This window comes from Novipirellula galeiformis (assembly GCF_007860095.1).
Classification (GTDB): Bacteria; Planctomycetota; Planctomycetia; order Pirellulales; family Pirellulaceae; genus Novipirellula; species Novipirellula galeiformis.
This window is the reverse complement of the sequence record NZ_SJPT01000013.1, coordinates 34,461-59,322: the sequence shown is the minus strand read 5'-3', so window position 1 is coordinate 59,322 and position 24,862 is coordinate 34,461. Positions and strand designations below refer to the sequence as shown.

Sequence of the window (24,862 nt, the reverse complement as noted above, 5' to 3'; positions counted from 1 at the left end):
TGGTCTTTGACGAGTGCGAGCAATCCTCCATAGGATCTCTCGGATTTCGGCTTGGGGCGAACAAAGGGATGGAACCCATGCGAGGGGCGCAGGGCGTATAATGACGCGCCCCCAGCCTTGATGCAGCGTCGTTTCGGCGAATCCCATTCCACTTCGAAGATCCTCAGTCATGTGCAAACTGAAATCACTCATCGCCGTCGGCATGATCACGTTGTTATCGAATTCGGTAAGTGCCGATTCGCCTAACGATGCGACTGCAACGTTCGCAATCGAAACCCGCTTTTCAGGCGGTTCCGCCACCGTGATCAAACTCGATTCGAGCTCCGCGTCGGTGAGGATCATGCCCGCGGGGGATCCGGTTCGTGGTTGGCCGGCATGGTGGTGCTTTCGGGCGATCGGACTTCGTGAAGGTCAGCCATTGAAGGTCACCGTGGTGGGCTCGACCGAGAAAATACCGAGTGGACGTCCCGGAGGAGGAAAACCCCTTTATGCAGGTTGGGCATTGCCCGATCGCGCCGCATTATCGACTGATCGAGAGCATTGGCAGCAGTCCCCAGCCGGAAAGCGTGAGCACGGTGGGATCACTTATTCGTTCAATGCAACCGGCCCGGAAATGTGGATCGCTTGGGGCCCCATGGCGACGCCGGAGATGACCGATCAATGGCTGCAAACGGCTGCGGAAACGCATTCGTTTGTAGAAACGTTTGAGTTGGCCAAGACACACGAAGGGCGGTTCGTGCGAGGCATTCGAATTGCCTCAGGAGACATTCCCGTCGAGGGCCGGCCCGTCGTCTGGTTGCAAGCGCGGCAGCACGCCTGGGAGAGCGGGTCGAGTTGGGTGACACGCGGAGTCATCGATTGGGTGCTTGGCGATGCTGAGGATGCCGTCTGGCTACGTCACAACGCGCTCACCTTCATCGTCCCCATCATGGACGTGGATCGCACGGCGACCGGTGATGGGGGCAAAGAGTCGACGCCGCAGGATCACAATCGCGATTGGTCCAAGACACCCTATTATCCTGAGGTCGCTGCGGTTCAAGATCGAATCCGATCATGGAGCTCTCAACAGCGAATGGGGATCTTTGTTGATTTCCATAACCCCGGCCCGGGAAATAAAGCGGCCTACTTTTACGTGGCCCCAGATCAGGTCATGACCCCCTCTCGCACGCAACGGCAGAACCGATTGCTCGACGTGATCCAATCCGCTTGGGAAGCTCCGATTCCATTGGACCGAAAAACCCAAAGCACCGGGCCAAACTATCATCCCTTGTGGCGACAAATGTCGGCCACGTGGGTGACCGAGCATGGTGATGATCGCACGGTGGCGGTGTGTCTCGAATCGCCCTGGAATACCGCGCACAGCACGCCCGAGGGTTACCGGGAAATCGGTGCTTCGATGGGAGCGGGCATCTCGCAGTTCTTGCAATCCGACCGTGCCGACCCGAATTTGCCAAAGTAGCAACCTCACGATCTGGACGACGCGTTAGCCAAATAACTCATGGATCGGTTTGCCATCGCGTACGATGCCAAACGGCCGGCCGTTGATATCGTTATACATGGTGTCCAAGGGGACGCCCATGAATTTGTAGATCGTCGCGGCAAGGTCTCCGGGGCTGACCGGACGATCCGCAATCTGTCCGCCATCCTTTTCGGTCGAGCCAATCACTTGGCCATGTCGCAAACCGCCGCCGGCCATCGTCATCGACATTACGTAGGGCCAATGGTTGCGTCCATCGGTGCTTCCCTGGGTGCCAATTTGAGGCGTTCGACCGAATTCGCCCATCGCGACGATCAGTACCTTGTCGAGCAAACCACGCTCCTCGAGATCGCTGACCAGTGTGGTCAACAGATGATCGAACAACGGGAGCAGTGGCTTCAAACCTTTGGAGATGCCGCCGTAGGGTGGAATATTGTCGCCATGATTGTCCCAGGTGCCCGAGGCCCCGTGGTAGCTCAAGTCGAGGGTTACAAACGCCACGCCCGCTTCGACCATTCGCCTTGCTAACAGTGCTTGTTGGCACCATAGATGTTTACCGTAACGCTCACGCACCGACTCAGGTTCGGCGGAAATGTCGAAGGCCGATCGAGCACGCGACCCGAGCAGCATCTCCACTGCCTTCTGCTGATATTTGTCCATCGCATCCATCGCCGGTTCGACTCGGCTGGCCATTCGGTCGAGGCTTTGTAACAAACTTCGTCGTGATTCGATGCGTTCAGGGGTGACTCCTAACGGTGTTTTGAATAAATCGGCGTCGGTTAACTTGCCGGTGTCGACACCGACGTTGGTGTAGATGGGCAGTTTGGCTGCACTATCGGCGATAAACGGGTCATATTCACGTCCCAACGATCCGGCAAACGCCACATGAGTCTTCGATTTCATAAACGTTGCGTAGGCTGGCAATCCCGCTTGGTTAGGGCCATGGTGTTTCGCGATGACCGAGCCGTAACTCGGAAACGTGTCGCCCGCGGGGTTCACTCGCGGGGCCGCATCGAGATTGCCCGTCTGCATCACCTTGTTCGGCTCGTGGTTACTTTTGCGGCAATCCACGCTGCGAATGATCGTCATCTTATCAAGCATGGCGGCCTGTTTCGGCAAGTGTTCACAAAACATTACGCCCGGTAACTTGGTGGGAATGACGGAGAACGGACCCCGATTTTCCACGGGACGATCGGGCTTGGGATCCCAAGTGTCGATCTGGCTCGGCCCGCCAGCCATCCAAAGTAGAATCACGCTCTTGCCTGAACTGCGCGCCGCTTGAACCTCTTGGGCGCGGAGTAGGTTCGGCACGCTCAATCCAGCCATGCCGGCGAGACTGGCCTTCAGCATGCCGCGACGATCGTAGGCGACCACCCCTTCGTGGGCGCGTGGGGCCCAATGATCAAAGGCGTTTTGATGCCCCCAGTGAGTGGATGAATGACTCATGGCTGCGATCCTTGGCGGGAAATGAATTAGGTGGGATGGAGTTAAGTTGGCGGCGAGTGGGGTAACCGTGGGCTATGAAGTCGTCATGCGCACTCTGCCGCACGCCCTTTGCTTTCCGGCGGGCTCAAGTGCACCCGCTTGCATTCGTCAGTGTACCCGCTGGAGTGCTCGAGGGTGCGTGTCGTCGCTGCACGACCGCGATCCAGGCACCGTTTACCGACGTTAGCAGCATTAGCTTAGATCTCGGCGCGTTTGTCAACTTTTTACAGCGAAATTACCGCATTCTGCAATTCAGCCATGCACTGGCAAGCAACGACGGTTTTGCATCCTGCTAAGCTATCGTCTATACTTCGTCCCGCTGGCTTGCGTTCTCAAACCCATGGCCTAGCGCCCGCCGCATTGCGTTCGAAACCCGTCGCTTTGCTTCGACCCTCCGGTTCCCACCATGCTGCATTCCTTCTTTGCCATTGCTGGACGTTGCATTTGCATTCTCGCGGGTGGATGGATGGCGATCAACGCTGACGCCGCTCCTCCGGTGATTCAAGACATCCTGCCTCGTGGAATTGCGGCTGGAGGCACACGAGCGATCGAAATTCGCGGCACGGAGCTTGGCGAGATTACTGAGGTTTGGACCAGTTTTCCGACGGAGCTCAAATCCGAACCGGTTGGCAACACAGCTGCAACGGATGCAGAAACCGCGGAGCCCACGCCCACCGATCCGTCGCGATACCGTTGTGAGTTAACCCTTGCCGCAGATCAGCCGGTGGGGGTGGGAGCCATTCGCGTCGCCACGAAGGATGGCGTTAGCCCCTGGCATCTGTTCATGGTCGATGACCTACCATCGGTTGCCGAGTCCGGCGTACATGACCAGATGGCCAACGCGCAAGACTTAGCGTGGCCGATTGCCGTTGATGGCACTAGCGATGCGTTCAAGTCGGATTTCTATCGCTTGGAACTGAAGGCGGAAACGGAGTTGTCCTTTGAAGTGGTCGCCCAGCGGATTGGATCTCCGCTCGATACGGTGTTGACCCTGTTTAATGAGATGGGGGAACCGTTGGTCGTCAGCGATGATGAACCAAGTTCCGGCGCGGACAGTCGGTTTGTGTTTCGAGTTCCGACGGCAGGAGTCTATTTCCTTGCGTTGCGGGACGTGCAACATCGTGGTGGAGCCGACTATCGCTATCGCTTGCGCGTCGGGCGTTTCCCGTTGATCCGTTGCGTTTATCCCCTCGGGAGCGACAACGAATCGCTAGCGTCGCTGGATTTCGTCAACGCGGATGATTCGATCTTGAAGCCTAGCGCAGACTTGCGAGCTCGTTTCGATTCCGAACAAGGTGGCCCAGTGATAGACGGTGGCCCAGGGACGCGCGGTGGCCCAGTGACGCTGAGCCTAAAGCCGGCGGATCACGATGCCTCTGGATTCACGACCATGCCCGCTGAGCCCTCGATCGACTCGGTCCTTGAGCAAGAGCCTAACGGGGAACGCGAGCATGCGGTTGCGTTGCCAGTCCCTGGCATTGCGTATGGTCGATTTGCGCAGGAACAGGACGTTGATTTCTATCAATGGACGGCGGCTGAGGGCCAACGCGTGGTGGTTACCGCCGAATCGCAACATTATGGATCGCCCGCGGACGTCTACCTCCGGTTGTGGACGGAAGCGGGAGTGATGCTCGCGGAGGGCTCGAGCCAAGGCGCGCAGCGAACGCAATTGACTTATGCTGCAACCAAGGCGGGCAAGGTGTTCTTGAGTGCCGAGGATTTGCAGCAACGTGGCGGTGCGGCCTACGCGTATCGATTGGCCATCGAAGTGGATCCACCGGCGTTCACTTTGACGACCGACGGGGATACTTTCAACGTGGCCCAAAACGGCACGCTGGTGGTCAAGGTGACCGCCAAACGTACTGGCGAAAAGGGGCCCATCGAATTGTCATTGCAGAGCGCTGAAGTGGGGGCGTTGGAGGGGGTGACGTTGGAGCAAAACGTGATCGCCGAAGGCGCCAACGTGCTGGAGTTCAAGGCCAAGCTGCCGTCGACTTGGAACCCAGGCGAATTGCACCGAGTCAAGATCGTGGGTAGCGTCAGCGGCGGCGAGGGTTCGCCGCGGCAAGTCGTTAGCACGTTGCCCGCGATCGAAGCACGCGGCGTTGATGGGATGCGGGTGCCGCAATTCCTGGACGGTGCAATGGTTATAGGGGTGACACCGGCAACACCGAGTCCGGAAAAAACGGAGGAGAAGTAGCGTGCATTGCGAAAATCAACATTGGCAGCGAGCAGGGCTGTGGTTAATCACGGCGTGGATCTTGGCCAACGGTGCGGGGCAGCTAGGGGCTTCGGAGAGCTCGATTGACCATCCACCGCTGGAAGCCATTTCGACGGCAGGCGTCGTTGAAATCGCGGTTTATCCGCAGCGGATCGACCTGCATTCAAGCCGCTCGGTCGTTCGTGTTATCGTTTCGGGCATTGACGCCCAGGGCGGTCACCGAGACCTCTCTCGAGTCGCGAAGTTGACGCCCCGCAATCCTGATGTCGCAGTAGCTGGGGTGACGCCATCGGGGGCGGGATTGGTGCGTCCGGTCGCTGAGGGAGATACGGAGTTCGACGTGACGGTCGGCGATTTCCATGCGGTCGTGCCCGTTCACGTAGCCCCCATGGAGGCAGAACAGCGTGTCTCGTTCATGTTTGAGACGCTTCCCGCACTTACTAAACATGGCTGCAACAGCGGTAGTTGTCACGGCACGCCCAGCGGCAAGGGAGGGTTTCGATTGTCGTTGGAGGCCTATGATCCCGACGCCGATAAGTTGACATTGATTCGCGAGGCCTTGGGCCGCCGCACCAACGCAAATGATCCGGAACAAAGTTTGTTGTTGCGCAAACCGACGATGGAGGTCGCCCACGGCGGTGGCCGGCGGTTGCACCGCGACGTCCCCGGCTACGCGGTGCTGAAGGAATGGATTGCCCAGGGCAGCCCTGTTGATCCAGCGGATGCCCCCGAGTGTATCAAAGTGGAGGTGTTGCCCGGCGAACAGCGTTTGCTGAACTGGCCTGCCCACACCCAGCAATTGCTCGTCTTGGCTCATTTTTCCGATGGATCAACGCGTGACGTGACCGATTTGACCAAATTGACGAGTTCGGATCCCGCCATCGCAATTGTCAAACCCGATGGGTTGGTCGTGGGGCTCAAACGCGGTGATGTGGCGATCATGGCCCGGTTCGAAGAACATTTGGAAACATGCTTGTTGACCATGGTGCGGCCCGTTCCCGAGTTTGTCTGGAATAGTCCAGCGGAAACCAATTACATCGACAGTTTGGTCTATAAAAAACTGCAACAGATGCAGATACAAGCGGCGGAGGTTTGTACGGACAACGAGTTTGTTCGCCGCGTTCATTTGGACGTCACGGGAGTCCCACCGACCCTTGATCAGGCCCAAGCGTTTTTAGAGGACGCAGACCCACAGCGTCGCCAACGCTTGATCGACGAATTACTGGATTCCCCTCAGTATGCCAGTTTTTGGGCTCAAAAATGGGCCGATTTGTTGCGGGTGCGAACAAAGACGCTGAGCGCCGAAGGGGTGTTCAAATTCAACGACTGGTTGGTGGACGTTTTTCAGCACAACATGCCCATGGACGAATTCGTTCGCCAGCTGTTGACCGCCCAGGGCAGTACGTTCCATCATCCCGCCGCCAACTATTATCGCGCCCATGCGGACGCCGAGTCGGCTACCGAAGCGACGGCACAGTTGTTTTTGGGAGTGCGGATGGAGTGTGCCAAATGCCATAACCATCCTTACGAACGTTGGACGCAAGATAACTACTACGGATTGTCCGCGTTCTTTCAACGCGTCAAAAGCAAGCCCGGCAGCCGCAACGGCGAGACGGTGGTATGGGTCGCGCGTCGCGGCGACGTCGTGCAACCACGTACAAAAGAAGTGATGAAGCCTTGGCTGCCGCTGAAAGGCGTTGTTGAAAACGAAAACGAATTCGATTTGCGCCCCGTTTTGTCGCAGTGGCTGACCAGCGATGACAATCCTTTCTTCGCCAAGGTCAGTGTCAATCGCATCTGGGCACACGTGATGGGGCGGGGCATCGTGGAGCCCGTGGATGATTTTCGCGATTCGAACCCACCCGCGAATGGCGAATTACTTGACGCCTTGGCTGCGGATTTTATTAAAACGGGCTACGACCAAAAGGAAATCTTGCGTCGCATTCTCAATAGCCGTGTCTACCAACACAGTTCTCAGAGCAACGCATTTAATGCCGACGATAACCACTACTTTTCGCACGCCAAGGTGAACCAGTTGAGTGCCGAACAGTTGGCTGATTCGATCGGACAGTTGACCGGAGTGTGGGATTCTTATTCGCGGCTACCACCGGGCACACGTGCCGGACAGTTGCCGAGTCCCGACTTTGCCAACGATTTTCTTAAGCTGTTTGGACAACCCGATCGAGAGACGACCTGTGTTTGCGAACGATCCGATGATTCCAATCTCGGGCAAGCGTTGCAGTTATTTAATGGCGGCGCGGTTCATTCCAAACTGCAAAGTGCGAGCAACCGTTTCCGTGTTGCCCTCACCGCCAAGGCGGACGACGCGACCGTGCTGAGGGATTTATACTTGGCCGCCTACGCTCGCTATCCCGAGGCAAACGAAAAAGCGACCGCCTTTGCCTACCTCGATGCTCAGCCTGATCGTTTGCAAGGTTGGGAGGATATTTGTTGGTCCATCATCAATTCCAAAGAATTCCTTTTTCGGCATTAATCCATCTTGAGTACTTCATTGGTGTCACGACTTCGTTGCCTAGGCGGGCTGCTAATCAGCACGATCGGACTAGGTCTGAACCATGCGCACGCTGCGGAAGGTGAGCGGCCGATCAGCTTCATCCGCGACGTCGCTCCGATTCTGGTCCAACGTTGCGAGAGTTGCCATGGAGCCAAAAAAAGCGAGAGCAGCTACCGTGTGGACACGGTCGCTTCCTTGATGGAACAAGCTGACTACGGCGAGCGGCAAGTGACCGCAGGCAACCTTGAGGAAAGCCTGCTTTGGAGGCTCGTCAATAGCGACGATCGCGGCGAGCGGATGCCTTTGGATGGTGACCCATTGCCGAAGACGGAGTTAGACGCCATTCGAACTTGGATCGAACAAGGTGCGAAGGTGGATGTCCCCAACCCCGCCCTACCGTTGGCGTCCCAGTTGCCGCGTGCGGAATATACCGCAGCGCCACAAGCCTATCGTGCTGCCGTCCCGATCACGGCGCTCGCCATCGAACCGGAGAGCGGCAATGTTTTGGTTAGCGGGTATCGCGAATTGTCGATCTGGAACACAGAGGATGGGACGCTTCTGCAGCGGATGCCCAAGATCACCGAACGCAGTGCGGAATTGGAATATTTCGCGACGCCCCGTCAACTCGCGACCAGTGGTGGAATCCCCGGTGTGTACGGCGAAGTGCGACTTTTGGACGGGAGTGACTTCTCCGAACGCCGACTGCTAGTAAAAACCAGTGACACAGTCTTGGGGATCGCCGTCCGGCCGGATGGACAAGAATTGGCGGCGGCGTTGCCCGACTTTACCCTGCGCGTTTATGAACTGGACTCAGGCAAGGAGCGTCTGAAGATCGAGGCCCACGGCGATCGCATCCACTCCGTCAATTGGAGTCCCGATGGAACGCAGTTGGTGTCCGCTAGCGGGGACCACACGACCAAGGTGTTCGATGCGAATACCGGAACCCTTGTCGTTAACTATGCTGGACATAAATCGGTTGTGTTTGATGCGTTGTTCTCACCCGAGGGAACGCACGTCTTCAGCGCCGGCGGCGATGGGAAAATCCACTACTGGGCGGTCGCCAACGGAGCGCGTCAAGCACTACTGGCACATGCGGATGCGGTTCATGGTTTGCAAATCGTGGGCGATTCTTTGTTTAGCATGTCGGCCGACCGAACCGCTCGGCAATTCGATTGGGCGAAGCGAACTCAGGTTCGCAGCTATGACAAGCACAACGATTGGGTGACGGCTCTCGCGGTGGACAGCACTCGGCAGCGGTTGGTCACGGGAACGTTCAATGGCGAGGTCCATGTCTGGAACATGCAGGACGGCAGTGAGATCACCCGCTTTCTCGCCGCCCCAGGTTTGAGCAAAGTGACCGTTGTCCCGTAATCTGCGTATGGGACAACCTGACGCGTCAGTGTTGCCGTTGCGATTTTCTGAGTACCCGAGGCGCGATAGCACTTAGGATTTGGGAATGAAAGCTCCTAGGTTTTTCGGTGTCCCCACGTTAGCAAAGCCCCGAAGGGCTACGCTGTGAAGTAATTCCGGGTAGCTACGTTCGCCAGAAGGTAGCGGCGCTGTGAGCGCAGTCTGTGACCGCAGCGAGCAAGCAAGCCGCAACCGTGCGGTTGAATCTCATTCCTGACGGGCGGTCAAACGAAGATAGCCGGCGGCTTCACGACCTGAGGCGAGCTCCTTGGCTTGAATTTCCCACACCCCGGGGCGGTCGTTCGTTGCGAAGTCAAACGGGATGCTGAGCTTCCCACCAACGGCGCCGTAGTAACCGGTCTTCTCCGCTTCCATCCCCTCGGGATCGACAATTCGAACCTCGACTGGAATCACCGCATCGATCGGGGAATCACCATCGGTCACCGCGAACTCGAATGTCACGGTTTGGCCGGGGGCCGTTGTTTCGGGCACCGTCACGACGACGTCGCGTATCGGCCGCTCGGTGACCATGAACACACGACCCTCGCAAGGCCCGAGGGACAAGGGAAACTCAATCGCATCGTCGTTGGTTTCGATTGACATTTCGCGATGGGCGAGCAAGTCATAAACGTGTCCCGATCGTCGTTCCAGTTGGATCTGGGTTTCCGATGGCAATCCGTTCTCCATCGTCAATCCGTAGTCACCCACGTAGCTTCCGAATTCGCGACGGTCGTTGACGGCGAAGACGTAGTCGGTAGTTCCAAATTGCCGCCGTCGCGTGACGACATCGGGGGTTGCCGAGTCGAGCATGCGTGAATACCGGGAATCCAACCAGTCACGTAAGTCTTTGGCTGCGGCTTGAAGGTTCGCACGATCGGCGTCGGCCTTTTTCGTGCGATTAAAGCGAGTGATGGTCTTGTCGCATTGGATCGCGGGACACGTTGCGTTATCGCCAATCACCAATCCACCGTTCGCTTGAAAAGCTTGGATGGCTTTGACGGTCGATTCGGTCAGCACATCACAATCCGCCAGCACGAGCACCTTGGCGCCGCTGAGTCCACCATTCAGCAAGGACTCTTCGTACATCACACGCGGTTGCAATTGTGAATACATGAGGATGTGATACATGTCGCCAGCCCAAGTGTGGTTCCAGCCATAAGTGCCGCGCCGAGCAAACATTTGAGAAGTAAAACTCTCCAGAAAGACAACATCCGACTCCGCATCGGGCACTTGCATCAACGTCGGGCCTAACGGCACCACCACGTCGGCCACGAGTCGCTTCAACTCGTGCTGAGTACTCGGGTTGGTGTAGCGGTAGGCGGAGGGTGAATCGGTTTCGACCAATGATTGCCAACCGTGATACATGATGCCTTTGATCGGTCGTGCGATCTTCCACCAGAACGCTTCACGTAAATGCATCGGCGCGATCGTGATATAAGCGGCGTCGGGATCTTGGTCGACCCAAGGGGATGCTTCGCCAGTCGGGGTCGCATTGATTGGGGCGGTTTGGGAACGATACCAGATCAACTGAGTCATCTTCATCACATCTTGCTCGCGTCCGCCGGCGCGAGCCATTTCGAAGAGTTCGTCCGTACACAATCCGATGCGAATCGGATCGGGATAGCTGTACGTCCAGTGCGACAACACATCGACGCCTCCGCCGCTGCCGCTGATACTGGGGACGCGACAGGCCGGGTCATAGAACGTCCAGAAATCGTCTCGATCCATCTGTTCTTTTAAACCTTGATCGAGCCGCGTGTTCAATTCGTTCCATCCGTCGCCGGTTTGCCAGAACCAACGTAAGTACTGCAGGATAGGATCGTTGTCGGGGATCACCCGATTCTTGGGGAAATCGGCAAGCTTGCGATAGTCCACGCCATTCTTGATGCTGACTTCATCGGGGATCATAGCGCCGGTCGCTTTGCGATAGGCTTCCACCTCTTCAGGTCGAAATGAGAGTTGCGACTCGCCGCGAACTTCCGTGTGAAGCAAAGCGGCCGCGAAGGCGGGATGATCACCGTAAGCTTTGCCGACGGCAGCTCCGGCATGGAAACAGAAATCTTGGACGGGTTGATAAATCCCGCTGACATCCTCGCGATCGTATGCTTTCCCGTTCCGGTCGATGCGTCGAAAAGGCTTGCCAACCTCGGCGTGGCGCAACCAACTACCGGGTGACATTGACGCGATGATTTTGATGTCGTTCTCCAGTGCGGCATTGAGCATCTCGCGGCTATTGCGAATGCTCTCCGGCGTCCCAGGCAACGCCTTGGCACCTTCGTCCCAAACCTTTCGGTAGTCCACCCGTAAACCAAGACAATGAGTAAAGCCAAGTTCTTTGAGCCGCGGGATCTCTTGGACGACCCCGTCGGTGCCACCAACACCCCACATCACAACAGGCATGCGTGTCGGTAAATCGCGAGGCACGATAACAACCGGGATCTGGCTCGTGGCGCGATAGCCGGCTTCGTGAGTTCCCCAGTCGGGCAAACTCACACTCAGTTCCACGGTGTATTCACCCGGCTTCAATGATGAATCAATGGTGAATTCTAGGGGATGACGATCGCCTGCGGGCACCTCCGGCAACGGAGTGGAACTTGTCGTGCCACCGGGAAGTCGCGCCGCGACGGTTGCCCCCGTGAGCGGCTTTCCGGTTTGGTTGATCAACACCCCGCTGATTGTCGCCTTTTCACTCATTCGCACGACGACAAAACGGTCTACATCGGCTTCAAACTTGACAGGGTGAAATTCCCGTTGGCCGCTCGTCAAGCGAACCTCGTCAATGAAACCTGGGAAACCGTTGTAGTTTGAACCGAGCCGATCGCCAATCGACAACGCTCGCGTCGCCGGAGCCATCGGGCCGGCATCGGAGTGGAACCGGCGACTGAGCTCCGAACCGTCGACGTAAAAGGTAACGGTCCCCAGCGCATCGTAGGTGAATGCCACATGCTGCCAACGACCGGGGGACAACTCAAAGGGATCCGAGAACCAGGTCTCCGAGCGTGATCCCATTCCAATCGCAACGCTCATCCGGCGGTCATTGTTGGCACCGCCTGTGGTCAACGAGAACATGAATCCCGTATGCTCATTGGGCACATATTTCGAATCGAGCAAGACCGGACGCGTCTCCTTGGGAAACGCCTCCGCCGCTTTCGGTTTGATCCACAATTCGGCGGTAAACGCCCCACGCGGTGACAAGACCGATGACTTAGTGACCTGCATCCCATGGCTTTCGTCGATCACGGGATAGCCAGCAGCGCTTTCCAAACAACCGCCAAAGCGACCCTCGGTACTGCGTTTGGCACCACGCAGGTTCGCCTTATGCTGATGTGACGATGAATCACGCGTGAATGCAGCTTCGTCCCCATCAAAGTTCCAGAACCCCAACACCTCGACGCCGTTTGCGTCGGCGCCGCTGTAGCCGTTCCACCATGTCGCTGCGTTGGTTTGCCCTAACGCGGTTGACACGCTGCCTGCGGCAAACGTGCTGGCGATGACGACGGTCGCTGCGATCAAACGGTATCCGATTTGGGGGATTCGGATTCCGCGGTTTCGTGGTTGGAGCATTGGGGATCTCGTGTTTCGTACGGTGGGAGTCCGAAAGAGTTTACCCTGTTTTGATACCTGCGTGGAGCCATTCCACGGCATTGAACGGAGTTGATGGCGGCGTAGCAGCAAACGGCTCCCTGGCTTGAGGGAGTCGACGGTCGGCACCACCGACGATGGGGAACCGATAGGCTAACCGCCGTTCCATCGAACCGACGCTGTTTGATGGAAACGATGTCACGTCCAAAGGACGAACGCCTTGTCACACAAACGGTTCTCTTGCGCGTCGGATGATCAACGCGCGGCGATCGAGTAGCGGTTAGGGAGAGATGACGTGGAATCGGGCATGGAACGACAATAGACAAACCAAGTGATCAGGCTGATCGCGATATGTTCGCCGCCATCCTCTAGGGCCCCCATTGCTTTATCGAGCAACGGGTATTGATCAACACGAATCATGTCGACACCGACGCCGAAGAATGCCAACGTACCGAGTAGGGCGATCAATTGAATCGCCGTTTGCTTGTAGATCGCGGAGGCGTTCCAAAACGATGCCGCAATCGCTGACAGCAAACTGAGACCGAGAACTCCTGCGTAAAGCATTTCTCCGGTGTCTTGAGCGCGTAGATTGCCGAAGCTAGGCAGATTCAACGCCTCCGCCAATTGTCCCCCAATGCGTTCGTGGAACTGGCACGAATCATCCAGCAAGATGAGAGTGAACACGCCGATCCACACGACGTACCGCCATGTGCGCTGTTGCACCGCTACGAAAGGAAGTAACGCGATGATCCACAGTTCCTTGATGTACTGAAAGACCTCGCCGTAGGACCAATCCTCAATCAAACCAAACTTAGGATCCGTCACGAACTTGAACCCATACAATCCATACAGGACGATGAAACAAAGGTCAGCCAGAAGCAGGAGGACGAGAATACGGTTGTTGGGGGCCGTGGCTTGTTTAAGCATGAATCTACTTGGGTGATTTATAGAGGGGGGGGTTACGCAACAATGATTAAGGTTGAATGTCTTTTCAACCCAAAACCTGCACCCTCGTCTCCCAAATCCCTGCGTGCCACCCAGCCGGATGGTGCCTATCCCCCTAGTCGCTGCCGTGTCAGAGATGCTTCTCGTCAAATGGAGAGGGGGATGCGATTGAGATTCCTTCATCGTGCCGCGCGGAGGGCGTGGGGCCACCCCAGTCGTGAAGCTTAGAACTGACATTGCATCACGCGAAGCGTCAGCGAGGGAGCCTTCGTCGATTCGCTCGCTAACACTTCGGGGATGATTTTAATTGCGCACCTCACTCAAAAGGCGTAACACCTTTGGGCAACAAAGCGGTTCAAACATTACTGGTCGTTCGCATGCAATATCCGGGTTTGAGCGGAACGCAATGAAAAACCCCTGCTTTCCGCCGAGCGTGGGGCCGGCGGAAAGCAGGGGCGCGATCTTCGTTCAAGTAGGCCGATCGGCTTACTGGGTCGTCAGGCTGTAGCTAAGCGGTCCCGAACTTGGAATCGTTTCGGTCAGTTCCGTTTGGTCGTTGAATCTCGCGGGCAGGATTTGCTTCTTGAAGGTCGTTCCCGCCTCGGGTGAGTCCGCTGGAACGTTAGCAGACACCACTTCATAGCCACGAATTTGGACTTTTTTGGTGCCAGGGATGACCGGTCCACTAAACGCACCGTCCACTACTTTCACGTTGTCCGATTGAACCGAAGGGTCATCATCGACAAAGGTGATGTCCCCAATCGCTAGGGGAGTCCCATCAACGGTGACGGTTCCTTCGGCGATGGCCCGATCCAGCGGATCGCTGCTGCTACATCCAGCGAGGGTCAGTCCGGTCAACAGCAGACAGGCAGCAAAGGAAAGATTGAACTTTACAGACATCGTTTTGAAATTAGGGGCGAGTGGTTTTGAAGTGGAGTGCGAAAGCACGATTGGAGAATGGAGGCAGCGTGAAAAAGATTTCAGTGCCGATCCATCCAGCGAAGCACGAACCGAACCTATGGCAACTGAACGACTTCGCTACCGTTGCGTGAGCCGATGGCACGATAGGTGATCAAGTCGATCGACTCCGTCAGGAAGCGAACCGATCCATCGGCGAGTGTGAACTGAGCTCCGCCGGGGTGCACACTGCGAGCGAAGTTACGAATTTCCGGCGCGGTACCGACCGAGGTACAGGGTGCCAATCGATAGTTCTCGTCCTTACAGGAGTAGACTTGATCGGGCAGGGTCGAGTTCGGTGATTGCCAGGTCGTAAAGCCGAAGGCGCCGTGTGGACCGCCGCCCCAGTAGCCACCGGCACCGCCCCATCCGCCTAAACCAGGGCGGACGAGCGACTCGCCAAACATCACCGTATTTGACGTGCCGTCGATCAAATCTCGCATCTTTGTCTTCGACTCGTTATAGAACATGCCATTCAAATTGGTCATCGGACGAGTCATCTCGGTGTTTCCCGTCGCAGCGACGTAATTGCCTTGGAAACCTTCGCCACCCGCACGAAGTCCTCCGCCGCCGCCAAATCCGCCAGCGCCAGGATCCGAGGGACACATGAACGCCGGAATCAGGGCGTCCTTCAATTCGGGCGGGGTGTCCATCGTCCACGCCCCGTCAAACGCTTGGTATTGTTCGTACATGGTGCCCATTTCAATGAACGGAAGCACTTGCTGCATCCAACCTTCACGTTTGTGGAAATTACCGGTTTCCATGTATCCGTACGGAAACAAACGGAAGGTGTCATGGTAGTTGTGCATCGCCAAGCCGAGTTGTTTCATGTTATTGGAACAACTCATCCGGCGAGCCGCCTCGCGGGCAGCTTGCACCGCTGGAAGCAATAGTCCGACAAGAACTCCGATGATGGCGATGACTACTAAGAGCTCTACGAGGGTGAATCCTTTTTGGCGGTTTGGTTGCGTCATGTTCACTTGTGAAAAGTTAGGTGTCAAAGATGCGCAGCAACTTTGGAAATTGGAGCTGCAAGTAAACCTATAGAGTAGCTTGCCGTGACTCCTTTGCAAAAGGGGACAGCACGCACGTGCACGTCACGTGTTGCGTGGGTTGTTTGCACGAAAACACGTAAATTGCCGCAAAAAACACTTCCCGTTAGCCACGCAGGGGGGCACAAACAAATGGCAGCGCCGGTTGGTTGCTAGACTGAATCGCAAGTCTATTTCGAGGGGGCAATAGGGTGCACCCGAGGTGGGGGCGGTACCTCTCCATGGGAGCGTGTCGACCGCCATTGAGACTGCTTTGCGCGATAAAGTTGGCTCATTTCGCAGGTGCGAGACCAATCACCACACCTGCTCAGGGGAGGGCGGCAGTCGCTTGGGGCTAGCTAGCTTTGACTGCCTGGGGGGAGGAGCAATGTCGTTGCCATCGATTTCGAAAAACTTAAGAAAAAGACAGAATACATGCGTAGGGTCGCCGGCTTAATCGGACCATCGGCGTGATCGCAACGGTTGGGTTCTCCGCGCTAAGCAAACGATGCGATCCCCGGTGCTGCCAATAATCGAACAATGCAATGACGCCGTTGTCGTTCCATTGCGGGTTGGAGGCGTCTCACGCTCCAGCTTGATCGCATCGAAACACTTGGGTGAGGTGCCAAGTGTTTCCATGGCGTCGTGTCGGAGGGACGTAGATGACGCTTGAGGTTGGGACGTCGTTTCGAATGGGCCAGCAAAGAAAGTCGAGACTAGCTGATGATGTCGTGAATCACGTTGCCAAAGTCTTGTTCGAGACGTTTGTGACCGGGGACTTCCATGCGATGTGAATCGAGGCCGAGTTGGTGCATGATTGTGGCATGCACGTCGGTGACATAATGCGGATGCTCGGTTGCATGGAATCCGATCTCGTCCGTGGCACCATGAGCAACGCCTCCTTTGATCCCTCCTCCAGCCATCCAGACGCTGAAGCCATAGGGGTGGTGGTCTCGTCCGTCGCTGCCTTGAGATCCTGGGGTGCGTCCGAATTCGGTCGCGAACACCACCAAGGTTTCGTCGAGCATTCCTCGTTGCTTTAGATCGGTCAGTAGGCCCGCGATGGGCAGGTCGACTTGGCCAGCCAGTTTGGAGTGCATGTTCTTCAGATTCGAATGTTGGTCCCAAGCGCCCGCGGCGCCATCACCATGCATGATCTGGATAAAGCGGACGCCTTGTTCAGTGAACCGGCGAGCCGCCAGGAGTTGTTGGCCGAAATCGCGAGTTTCGGGTCGGTCTAAACCGTACAGTTTTTTTGTCGCTGCGGTTTCGCGGTCGAATTGAATCACGTCGGGCACTGCGGTTTGCATTCGGAACGCCAACTCGTAGGCCTTCGTGCGCGCTTCCAAAGCGGAATCGTGGGGGAATTGCGATTCGTTGAGCCGATTGAGTTGGCTAACAAGGTCAAACCCAAGTCGCTGCTCTGGGTCGGAGACCGCCTTTTCTGCTTTAGCGTAATCCAACGGATTTTTGGGATCGACTTTAAGCCCGACGGCATCGTAGGCGGGACCCAGGTAATGGCCATCGCGGCGATCAAAGAAGCGCGGCCCCATGCTGATGAATTGGGGCAGATTATCGTTGAGCGTTCCCAAGCCGTAATTAATCCACGCTCCGATTGTCGGCACGCGGGGGTCGAGCATGTGTCGACCCGAATGGAATTGCACCTGAGCGCCGTGATTGTCGTCGGTGGTCCACATCGATCGGATCACCGAAATATCGTCAATCCGTGAGCCAATGTGAGGAAACCAATCGCTGACTTCGATGCCACTTTGGCCGTACTTTTTGTAACCCACTTGTAGTGGATAGAGTTTGTTGCGTTGTTGTCCGTTGGCATCGTTGACCACCACCACCCGGACGCGTTTAAGTTTCTCGGAATGTTGCACTTCGGCAAAGGGAGTCTCGGGGATCGACATCCCGGCAAACTGATTCAGCGCCGGTTTGGGATCAAAACTCTCCATGTGCGAGACGCCACCGCGCATGAATAGCCAGATCACATTCTTCGCCTTGGGCGTAAAATGCGGTTGTCCATCGATGGCATTCAAGCCAGCCGCCGAAAGCTGATCTTGTTGCAGCATCGCCGACAACGCCACGCCCCCGAGTCCCAAAGCGGACTGAGTAAAAAATTGACGACGTGGTGAAACGCGGCTAGCGCTCGGCGGGGTTGGGTTTAAACGGAGGGGATTCATCGAGTCACCGAATCGAAATAAAGTCGTTGTGATTAATTAAGACATGCACCAATCTCGCTCGAATTCGAGCGTCTAACTCAGCGGCGTTCATGTCGTTTCGCAGCACCGCCATGTCGTGGCTGAACTGCGTACATTGCCGGACCTCTTCCTCATTTGGCAAACGAGCGAGCAGGGCAAAGAATGCTTGTTCGATGAACTGCTCGAGATTCGCTTCGGGATCGTTGTCACCGATCCGTTGGGCGATCTGCTGCGAAGCGGTCAAGGCTAGCTCGCTATTGGACAGGGCGAGTGCTTGTTGAGGGACAATGCTCTCGCTACGGCGATAACATTGCATCAGATCGGCATCGTCGAACATGGTCAGGAATTTATCATGCGTTTCGGCCGAGTGGGTGAAATACAGACTGCGACGTCGGCTTTCAGGCCCCGGTTTGACGCTGGGACCGCCTAGTGTCAGATCAATCGTGCCCGCCAAATGTAACAAGCTATCACGCACGACTTGAGACTCCATCCGGCGCGTGTTCATCCGCCAGTAGTAAGCGTTATTCGGGTCGGCCGCCAACGTCGCAGGGTCAGCGTCGAGCGTCGAACTGCGTAGTTGGTAGGCACGCGAGGTGACCATCAAACGATGCAAGTGTCGAAAGCTCCAACCCGATTCGATGAATTCCGAAGCGAGGTAATCGAGCAATTCAGCGTGCACGGGTTGTTTCGCTTGCAACCCAAAATCGAATACCGTCTCCACTAGTGGCTCACCGAAGTGTCGCATCCAGACATGATTTACCGCGACGCGTGCGGTCAAGGGATTCTTTCGATCGACGATCCAGCGTGCCAAAGCGAGTCGGCGTCCGGTGCTTTGCTTGGGATAGGTAGCCGCGTAGGTCTCAAAGTTATGCTCGGGGGTTTCAAGCGCCTTGCGGGAACCTCGAAGCGGCGTGTAGTGCGCCGAGCCGTCGGCGGCTTTCTTTAGTAGCTCCTCTGCGGCGACCTGTTTCGCTTGCGCCGCCTTGGTCTTTTTGTCGTCCCCTTCGTGCAACTGTAATTCATGAGCTGCCTCCGCTTGCATCCATTGAGCTTCCCGCTGGTTGGCCAATTGGATTGCAGCCGAAGTTTCTTTCGGGGCGGAGTTTGTCTCGTATTGCAAGTTGTCTGCGGCGATGATGGCGCTCACGCGTTCGACGTGAGCCTTTGCGGCATCGAGTTTCGCCTCCGCCACGGCAATCGCCTTGAGCGATTGGTCGACCGTTGGCGCGGCTTTGTTGCCAGCGGGCTTCAGCTCGAAATCTTCGGGCAATGCTCGGAGGGTGAGTTGGTCAAAGGCCACCGTGGCATCAAATCCAGCCACCGAGAAAACGCCTTCGGGACGGCGGTCGGGGTAGGTGTAAGCGATCAAGAATGTATCGTCGAGCCAAACATTGACGAGGCGATCGCGAACCGCGAATCGCAGTTGATACGCTTTGCCGACTTCGAGTTTGAGCGACTTGGTGCCTTGACCTGGATAGACAGGTTTGCCATTGCGGGTGTACGTCACTTGCGCCTTCTGGCCGGGTTCATGAGCGCTGGTGTAAACCGAGTTGCTGTACTTGGTATCGTCACTTCGATCAAACTGGAAGATCACCGATTTGTACGTACTGCCACCGGTGACCTGGTAGCGGCATGTCAATTCGAAGTCTCGTGGCGCCGGGGTTCGTAGCTTGAGCTCATGCCCTTCGCGACAGTCGGTGGTTTGGTGCAGCATGCCGTCGCGGAATTCCCATCCGTCCCCAATCAGCTCCCATCGCTCGTTATCGAGTTGGTCAAATGACTCATCGACGGTGACGAAGTCGACTTTCTCGTCGGGACGCTCGACTGAGGCAGTTGAAAGGGCCGTCTCGTGCCGCTGACGAGCCGCGATCAATTCATCTTGGACCGCGGCGACCTTGGCTTGGGCGTCTGCAAGCTTGGCTTGTTGGAAGTAATCTCGCGTGCCTGGGGCGTAGGCAAATCGGGGAAGTTCAATCGGCTCGATCGGCGGGGCGAAATCCGCCAGGATCGCCGGAACCGACGGAGTGATCTCGGTTTCTTTGTCCGGTTTACTCTCTTCGCCGCGGAGATGCAAATAAGTCTTGGCGTCGAGTTTGTCGTCAAACGCTCGGGGCAATCCGTCGGTATCAAAGTTCGTGACCCCGTGGACTGGATCAAGACGGATTTGATGCGGCTCAAAGATCGCGCGAAAACGATAGTAATCGACATGCGTGATCGGATCGTATTTGTGGTCATGGCACTTGGCACAATTGAGCGTTAGCCCGATGAACGCCTTGCTGGTGTGTTCGATGGTCGAATCGAGCCACGTCGTGCGATTGAACAGATAGTAATTTCGAGCGAGAAAGCCGGTCGCTCGCAACACATCGGGGTCTTCCGGGGCGAGTTCGTCACCGGCCAACATCTCGGTGACCATTTGGTCGTATCCCTTGTCTTGATTGAGCGATTCAACGATCCAATCTCGCCAATGCCACAGGTGTTTTTGGCTATACCGCAACTGGGCACCCAGACCGTACCAATCGCTGTAACGCCAAACGTCCATCCAATGCCGAGCCCATCGTTCGCCATGCTGAGGGCTCTGTAGCAATTCGTCGACAATCGTTTCCCAAGGACGATCATCATCGAGTTGATCGGCGGTCGGTGGTAAGCCCACCAGGTCTAAATACAGTCGCCGCAGGCTAATCGATCGATCGGCCACCGGTGTCGTTTGCAAACCGATCGCGGCGCGTTTGGATTCTAACCATTGATCGATGGGATTGGCGGTCCATTCGGACGCGGTGTCCGCAGGCAATTCGGGTAGCGGCGGCCGCTGAATCGTTTGGAATGCCCAGTGCGATGCGGGGCCCTTGGGAATCTCTTCCTCGGGAGTAATCGCGCCTTCGTCGATCCAAGTTCTCAGTAAAGCAATCTGATCTGGCTTCAACGCGGAGCCATCATGCGCCGGCGGCATGCGATCATCCTCGTCTGCGATGATCCGTTCGAACACTAAGCTCGCCTCCGCATCGCCCGGCTCGATTGCACCCGACTCGAGCATCAAAGGCACCGTCTCAAGACGTAGGTCGCCTTCCTGTTTGAGCACCCCGTGGCACGAGTAGCACTTTTCCTCGAGCATCGGTTTGATTTGCGTCAGATAATCGACGCCCCAGACCGGCGACTCAAAAATCGTTGTCATGGCCAATACGACAAAGCAGATGACAATACGCATTAAGACTCCTCCGCTCAGATTGCGGCTCGCGACCTCAAAAGGCCGAATCGACTACTGGCGTTGCCCGGCGTCAGCAGTGTCGAAGGGTGGGGGGGCAGGCAAGGGGGGGGCGAGTGATCGCCTGAACGATCTAATTAACAGCATTAACTAGACAGCATAACAGCAATCAGCTGCGAATGCGAAGCCATTTCCACCCTTCGACCGTTGAATTCGACGAGTCGAGGAATTAGCTGGGACTCGAACGCATCAGTTCCCGAATCGGTTTGCCTTGATCAACAATGGGGGTGGGACGTCCATTGAAGTCTTCGATAAAGACTTGCGACGAGTCGATACCGAGGTGTTGGTAAATGGTGGCGAGAAAATCATCCGCACTGCAACGTCGTTCGGTCACATCCTCGCCACGTTTGTCGGTGGCACCGATAAATCGGCCGGTTTCGATTCCCCCGCCGGCCCAGATGTTCGAAAAGGCGCGAGGCCAATGGTCGCGGCCCGGTTGCTGGGTTCCCGACGGGGCGCTGGCGTTGCCCGCTCCGGTGCTCGGTTGGTAATTGACTTTCGGCGTACGTCCGAACTCGCCCGTCACCACCACCATCACGCGTTTGTCGAGGCCTCGTTCATAGATATCCTCGATCAACGCTGTGACCGCTTGATCGTAGGCGGCCGACCGGAAACGCATCGCGTCAAAAACATGATGATTCACGGCGTGGTCATCCCAATTTTGCACGCGACCGCACAACGGCCCCCGCAAACTACTCGTCAAGATCTCGACGCCGGCTTCGACCAGTCGACGGGCCAGCAGCAATTGCTGTCCCCAGGTGTTGCGGCCATAGCGATCGCGGGTTCGGTCGTCCTCCTTGCTGAGGTCGAACGCTTCTTTGGTTTGAGGGTTGGTGAGCAGCGTCATCGCTTGCGTTTCAAACTCGTCCAAGGCACCAAGTTCACCATATTGGTCGAAGGCTCGGCTGAGCGTATCGAGTTTTTCTCGCAAGCTCACTCGGCGCCCCAGACGTTCAATTTCCGAGGCATCGGACAAGCCAATATTGGGAACGACAAAGTTGGGCTGGTTCGGATCTCCGGTAACGGAAAAGGGCGAATAGGCATCGCCTAGGTAGGCGGGTCCATTGTACTGGGTCGGTGGATTGACACCGACCGACAACGGTAACGGGTTGTTGCGAGAGCCTTGCTGGGAGCGGAGATAGTTTGCCACCGACATCCAATCGGGAAGCCGTGGTTTGGGTTTGTCACGGGTGTCCGAGTCACCGGAGAGCATTTGCATCGAACCGGCCGGATGCCCGCCCGCGGTTTGGCTCATACTGCGCAGCACCGTGAACTTGTCCGCGATCTGCGCTTGGCGGGGCAGCAATTCGGTAAAGTGCATCCCTGCGACCTTGGTCGGAATCGTCCCGAACGGGCCGCGATATTCGCTACCGGCATGCGGTTTGGGGTCGTAGGTATCGATGTGCGAGCATCCTCCCGGTTTCCAAACCATGATAATCGCCGTCTTCTCGGCACTCGTCGTCGGGCTGGCCGCACGAAGCCGCAGCATGCCGGGCAAGCTTAACGAGGCGAAACCGGCTAACCCCATCCGCATGAATCCGCGGCGTCCCGATTGGAATGCCATTGGATTGGGAACGAACGGGGCATTGGGGAACTGGCTCATGATTTCTCCGCAGGCATGACGCGAATGGCAATCGGTTCGGAAACGATAATATCGACAATGTCTCGTGGTTTGGCAGGTGCGGCGCCGGCCGCCGCATTCGGTGCGGGGGGATCGACGTATTTCGCCACGGCGCTGCCATAGAAAGCGATCATGTAATCGCCGGGAGGTGTTTTCAGTTTCGATAAATCAAGCACGGCTTCGGAACTGTCCGCCGTCAAGGGGAGATCAAAGCTGGAGTTCTTATCGAATCCCGCTCCGAAGGTTTTCACCGACATGGCTGCACCGGAGAATTCACTACGGCGGTAATGGACCAACGGGATCGTTAGTTTTTCACCGGCAGCGACTTCCCAAACCTTCTTTTCTCGAGCGGCGATCGTTAGCGGCGCCACTTCAACGCCGCTGACCGAAACCGGGACGTCGGCCAGTAGACGCGGGCTGGGAATCTCGGACCAACCGTCTTTGACCGGCCACGCCATCGAGGCCAAGTGAACGTTGCGGGTGACGCTCTCGCCATCGATTTCACTGCGGCCCACAAATGAGGCGCGAGCGTATCCTTGTGGAGCGCCCTCGTCAGCCGTGACCAACATAATGCCGCGTGATCCCCCGGCCGGGATCTTCAACCCGTGGGCGGTGACGCCATCGGGAAGGTTGTCCATGGAGATCTCAATTTCGCCGTCAAAACCATCTCGCCGGACCACGATCACCTCCAACGGCATCGTCGAACCGGGACGAAGCGCCATCGGTTTCGACAACGCGTTGCGGTCACCGTTGCGAAGGGTCATGTGCATTGCCCAGGCCACTAAGACAAAGTCGGGAGCCGCTTTACGAATCACCATCCGGTAAGCATTGCGTGGATCGTTTCGCGTGCCGCCAAACAGATCGGTCAGTTGCAATCGATAGCGACCGTCCGCCGGAATATCGATCACACCCAAAACATCGGCGGAGCCCGCGTTGTAGGGAGGACCATTGTAGGAGTACGCATTGGTCGAAACGGTCACGGGACTGGCAATGTCACGCAATTCGACCACGTCAACCAACGTTTCCCCTTCACCCTCTTCGTCAACGCGTTGGACCAACAATGACGGATCGGTCGGGAAACCCAATCGCTCAGAGCCGACTTCCACCCACCACTTTTCGCCTTTCTTAGCCGTGAATTCAAAGCGGTCGACGTCCGCAGCAGGGTAAAAGGTTCCTGCGATATCGCAGGGCAGGGTGATGGATTGGGTTTCGGTATGTTGGTTGTTCGGTTCGGTTTCGGTTAAGGCTGCGGCGGCCGGCAGCCCCAACGGTGGCCAAGAAAACGCATTCACTTGCGCTGTCGATGGCAAACGCTCCGGCGCGGCGTCCGCCGCCAACTCCTGCAACGCGAGGCGGTAGAAATAGGTGTCACCTCCATTGAAGGTCAAATCGTGAACCTTGATCATGTAGGTTCCATCCTCCGGTGCGGTGAAATCCAACAGATCGCCACGTCGTTGGGCCCTTAAGTCGCGAGCTTCGGAGTCCGCGATGATCAACACCGGGTTGAGTTTTGAATCGATGCCTTGAGCGGCACAATCGATGATCACCCGTTGGTCCTTGCGGGCTTCGAAGCGGTAGTGGTTGACCGCGCGAACCGGCATCACGGCGTTGCAAATGGAATTTACCTCCAGCGTCATCGCCGACTCTGGACTCGCCGATGCCCCGGATTGCACCACCTCGGGGAGTTTGCTGACGGAGAAAACTCGCGACGTCGATAGACCTCGGTTGGTCATCATACGAGCCTCGTGGACGCCGGGAGGACAATCGGCTGCAATCGTGACCACGTATTGCTTGGGCACAACCGCACCATTGGCGTCGAGTTTCGCAGTGGCGACGATCCCAGGATGGGAAAACACCATTTCGCTGGCCTCTTCGAGTAATTCGCCACTGGTCGTGACCTCGATTTGCGTCCCCGCTTGGCCCCCCATCGGCATCGTGGTCAAGAGCCGCGGCGCTGGCAAACAGACCGATTGGGCCCACGTCGACGCGGGAACCCCAAACAAGACCAGCGTGACGAACGTGAGCGAGCGGAGGATAGCAGCTTGGTTCGCCGAGACGTGCGTTCTCGAATCGCTCCGAGATCGTCGGCAAGCGATATCACCGTGAGCGAACGCAATGGCAGTGGATTTTTTTCTGCGGTATGTCACTTGTTGTA

The 24,862-nt window shown here is 56.8% G+C and carries 13 protein-coding genes; 4 read left to right on the top strand and 9 right to left on the bottom strand.

What is annotated here, in order from left to right:
- Nucleotides 1–169: 169 nt before the first annotated feature.
- Nucleotides 170–1,459: a M14-type cytosolic carboxypeptidase gene (locus Pla52o_RS24245; protein ID WP_146597226.1), complete on the top strand. Its 1,290-nt coding sequence runs from the start codon at nt 170–172 to the stop codon at nt 1,457–1,459.
- A 24-nt stretch (nt 1,460–1,483) separates the two neighbouring features.
- Here Pla52o_RS24245 and Pla52o_RS24240 read toward each other — a convergent pair whose 3' ends face one another.
- The gene (locus Pla52o_RS24240) at nt 1,484–2,923 is read right to left on the bottom strand and encodes a DUF1501 domain-containing protein (protein ID WP_146597225.1); all 1,440 of its coding nucleotides are present in this window, start codon (nt 2,921–2,923) and stop codon (nt 1,484–1,486) included.
- A gap of 445 nt (nt 2,924–3,368) precedes the next feature.
- On the opposite strand from Pla52o_RS24240, the gene Pla52o_RS24230 reads away from it, so the two are divergent.
- From Pla52o_RS24230 to Pla52o_RS24220, 3 genes are read left to right on the top strand one after another with little or no spacing between them, the layout of a single operon-like run.
- Nucleotides 3,369–5,162: a PPC domain-containing protein gene (locus tag Pla52o_RS24230; RefSeq protein ID WP_146597223.1), complete on the top strand. Its 1,794-nt coding sequence runs from the start codon at nt 3,369–3,371 to the stop codon at nt 5,160–5,162.
- A 1-nt stretch (nt 5,163) separates the two neighbouring features.
- On the top strand, nt 5,164–7,677 hold the full coding sequence (locus Pla52o_RS24225) for a DUF1549 domain-containing protein (RefSeq protein WP_146597222.1): 2,514 nt from the start codon (nt 5,164–5,166) through the stop codon (nt 7,675–7,677).
- A gap of 21 nt (nt 7,678–7,698) precedes the next feature.
- Nucleotides 7,699–9,069, top strand: a complete 1,371-nt coding sequence (locus tag Pla52o_RS24220; protein WP_146597221.1) for a c-type cytochrome domain-containing protein — start codon at nt 7,699–7,701, stop codon at nt 9,067–9,069.
- Nucleotides 9,070–9,315: 246 nt separating this feature from the next.
- Here Pla52o_RS24220 and Pla52o_RS24215 read toward each other — a convergent pair whose 3' ends face one another.
- From Pla52o_RS24215 to Pla52o_RS24180, 8 genes are all read right to left on the bottom strand, one after another.
- Nucleotides 9,316–12,672 (bottom strand): LamG-like jellyroll fold domain-containing protein, encoded by a 3,357-nt coding sequence (locus Pla52o_RS24215; protein ID WP_197169475.1) that lies wholly within the window; start codon nt 12,670–12,672, stop codon nt 9,316–9,318.
- Nucleotides 12,673–12,945: 273 nt separating this feature from the next.
- Nucleotides 12,946–13,617, bottom strand: a complete 672-nt coding sequence (locus Pla52o_RS24210; RefSeq protein ID WP_146597219.1) for a hypothetical protein — start codon at nt 13,615–13,617, stop codon at nt 12,946–12,948.
- Between the two features lie 504 nt (nt 13,618–14,121).
- Nucleotides 14,122–14,535: a hypothetical protein gene (locus tag Pla52o_RS24205; RefSeq protein WP_146597218.1), complete on the bottom strand. Its 414-nt coding sequence runs from the start codon at nt 14,533–14,535 to the stop codon at nt 14,122–14,124.
- 116 nt (nt 14,536–14,651) lie between these two features.
- A complete protein-coding gene (locus Pla52o_RS24200; protein ID WP_146597217.1) occupies nt 14,652–15,566 on the bottom strand; it encodes a DUF1559 domain-containing protein in 915 nt (304 codons plus the stop codon).
- A 773-nt stretch (nt 15,567–16,339) separates the two neighbouring features.
- Nucleotides 16,340–17,809, bottom strand: coding sequence for a DUF1501 domain-containing protein (locus Pla52o_RS24195; RefSeq protein WP_146597216.1), 1,470 nt, complete (start codon nt 17,807–17,809; stop codon nt 16,340–16,342).
- A gap of 4 nt (nt 17,810–17,813) precedes the next feature.
- A complete protein-coding gene (locus Pla52o_RS24190) occupies nt 17,814–21,029 on the bottom strand; it encodes a PSD1 and planctomycete cytochrome C domain-containing protein (protein ID WP_146597215.1) in 3,216 nt (1,071 codons plus the stop codon).
- A 226-nt stretch (nt 21,030–21,255) separates the two neighbouring features.
- Complete coding sequence (locus Pla52o_RS24185; protein WP_231612626.1) at nt 21,256–22,689, bottom strand: DUF1501 domain-containing protein; 1,434 nt, start codon at nt 22,687–22,689, stop codon at nt 21,256–21,258.
- Nucleotides 22,686–24,854 (bottom strand): serine protease, encoded by a 2,169-nt coding sequence (locus Pla52o_RS24180; RefSeq protein ID WP_146597214.1) that lies wholly within the window; start codon nt 24,852–24,854, stop codon nt 22,686–22,688. Before Pla52o_RS24180 ends, Pla52o_RS24185 begins: the two co-directional genes overlap by 4 nt.
- Between the last annotated feature and the right edge of the window lie 8 nt (nt 24,855–24,862).

Bases quoted from the DNA above. Each gene is read 5' to 3' on its own strand.
- Pla52o_RS24185 (WP_231612626.1), bottom strand. From the start codon at position 22,689: ATGAGCCAGTTCCCCAATGCCCCGTTCGTTCCCAATCCAATGGCATTC.
- Pla52o_RS24210 (WP_146597219.1), bottom strand. From the start codon at position 13,617: ATGCTTAAACAAGCCACGGCCCCCAACAACCGTATTCTCGTCCTCCTG.
- Pla52o_RS24195 (WP_146597216.1), bottom strand. From the start codon at position 17,809: ATGAATCCCCTCCGTTTAAACCCAACCCCGCCGAGCGCTAGCCGCGTT.
- Pla52o_RS24240 (WP_146597225.1), bottom strand. From the start codon at position 2,923: ATGAGTCATTCATCCACTCACTGGGGGCATCAAAACGCCTTTGATCAT.
- Pla52o_RS24205 (WP_146597218.1), bottom strand. From the start codon at position 14,535: ATGTCTGTAAAGTTCAATCTTTCCTTTGCTGCCTGTCTGCTGTTGACC.
- Pla52o_RS24245 (WP_146597226.1), top strand. From the start codon at position 170: ATGTGCAAACTGAAATCACTCATCGCCGTCGGCATGATCACGTTGTTA.
- Pla52o_RS24215 (WP_197169475.1), bottom strand. From the start codon at position 12,672: ATGCTCCAACCACGAAACCGCGGAATCCGAATCCCCCAAATCGGATAC.
- Pla52o_RS24190 (WP_146597215.1), bottom strand. From the start codon at position 21,029: ATGCGTATTGTCATCTGCTTTGTCGTATTGGCCATGACAACGATTTTT.
- Pla52o_RS24230 (WP_146597223.1), top strand. From the start codon at position 3,369: ATGCTGCATTCCTTCTTTGCCATTGCTGGACGTTGCATTTGCATTCTC.
- Pla52o_RS24200 (WP_146597217.1), bottom strand. From the start codon at position 15,566: ATGACGCAACCAAACCGCCAAAAAGGATTCACCCTCGTAGAGCTCTTA.